Consider the following 1,125-nt stretch of genomic DNA (forward strand, 5'->3'; position numbering starts at 1 on the left):
GGGGGGACGCGCTATTCTGAAATGCGACTTTCTGTGCTCAACAATGGCTTGAGCCATGAAAGGATCATAGAATGAAGGTTCGGTTCTCTCACCTTTCCCTTTCCGAGCGCCGCAAGATCGAGCGCTGGCGGCAGATGAAGCTGAGCCCTGACGAGATGGCGCGCAGGCTTGGCCGGCACCGCTCGACGATCTTCCGCGAGTTGCGGCGCAATCACTTCCATGACGGCGAGATCCCGAAGCTCAGCGGCTATTGGTGCGTCGTAGCGCAAAGCTATTCGGATGGACGACGGACCCGGCAGCGCAAGCTGGTGCGTGATCCCGGGCTCCGTGACCAAGTCGAGCGCTGCCTGAGGTCCGGCTGGACCCCCGAGCAGATCGCCGGCCGGATGCGTTATGAGAGGGCCCCGCGCCGGGTCTGCCAGGAGACGATCTATCAGCACATCTATTCCGAGGACGGTCGTCGAGGTGAGCTGTGGCGCCACCTGCCCTCTGGCCGCCGGCGCCGTCGGGGCTACCGGCTTCGCAAGCGCCCCCCACCGAGATTTGCGCCTGAGCTCAGCATCTTGTTCCGCCCGGACATCATTGCGCATCGCAAGCAGTTCGGTCACTGGGAGGCTGACCTGGTGCTGTTCCGGCAGAAATACGGGCCGGCCAATGTCACCACCATGATCGAGCGCACAAGTCGCTTCCTGGTCGCGTTGAAGAACACCGAAAAGCGCACCAAGCCGATCATGGCGCAGATCGCCCAAGCATTGACGCCCCTGCCCCGGCATGCCTGCCGATCGATCACCTTTGACCGTGGTTCCGAGTTCATCGATTGGCCGCATCTGCAGGCGGAGGTGGGCGCCCAAACCTGGTTCTGCGAGGCGCAGTCACCGTGGCAGAAAGGCGCCGTCGAGAACGCCAACAAGCGTCTCAGACGATGGCTTTGCCGCGACACCGATCCGAACACCCTTTCCCAGGAGGAGCTCCGTCAGCTCTGCGCGGGCCTCAATGCCACGCCGCGCAAGTGCCTCGGCTTCCGAACGCCTGCCGAGGTGTTCAAGGCTAACATACTCGGACGCGGCTACAGACGGGAGAAACTATCCCGGCAACCATTGTCGCATTTGGGCTAGCGCTTCCAGG

1 protein-coding gene is annotated in these 1,125 nt (G+C 62.8%); it reads left to right on the plus strand.

The window, feature by feature from the left end; all coding sequences use genetic code 11:
- The first annotated feature begins 71 nt into the window (after positions 1 to 71).
- Complete coding sequence (locus tag ACFQDM_RS15925; protein WP_377380710.1) at positions 72 to 1,115, plus strand: IS30 family transposase; 1,044 nt, start codon at positions 72 to 74, stop codon at positions 1,113 to 1,115.
- Positions 1,116 to 1,125: the final 10 nt, after the last annotated feature.

This window comes from Ponticaulis profundi (genome assembly GCF_042659465.1).
Taxonomy (GTDB): Bacteria; Pseudomonadota; Alphaproteobacteria; order Caulobacterales; family Hyphomonadaceae; genus Ponticaulis; species Ponticaulis profundi.

Bases quoted from the DNA above. Each gene is read 5' to 3' on its own strand.
- ACFQDM_RS15925 (WP_377380710.1), top strand. From the start codon at position 72: ATGAAGGTTCGGTTCTCTCACCTTTCCCTTTCCGAGCGCCGCAAGATC.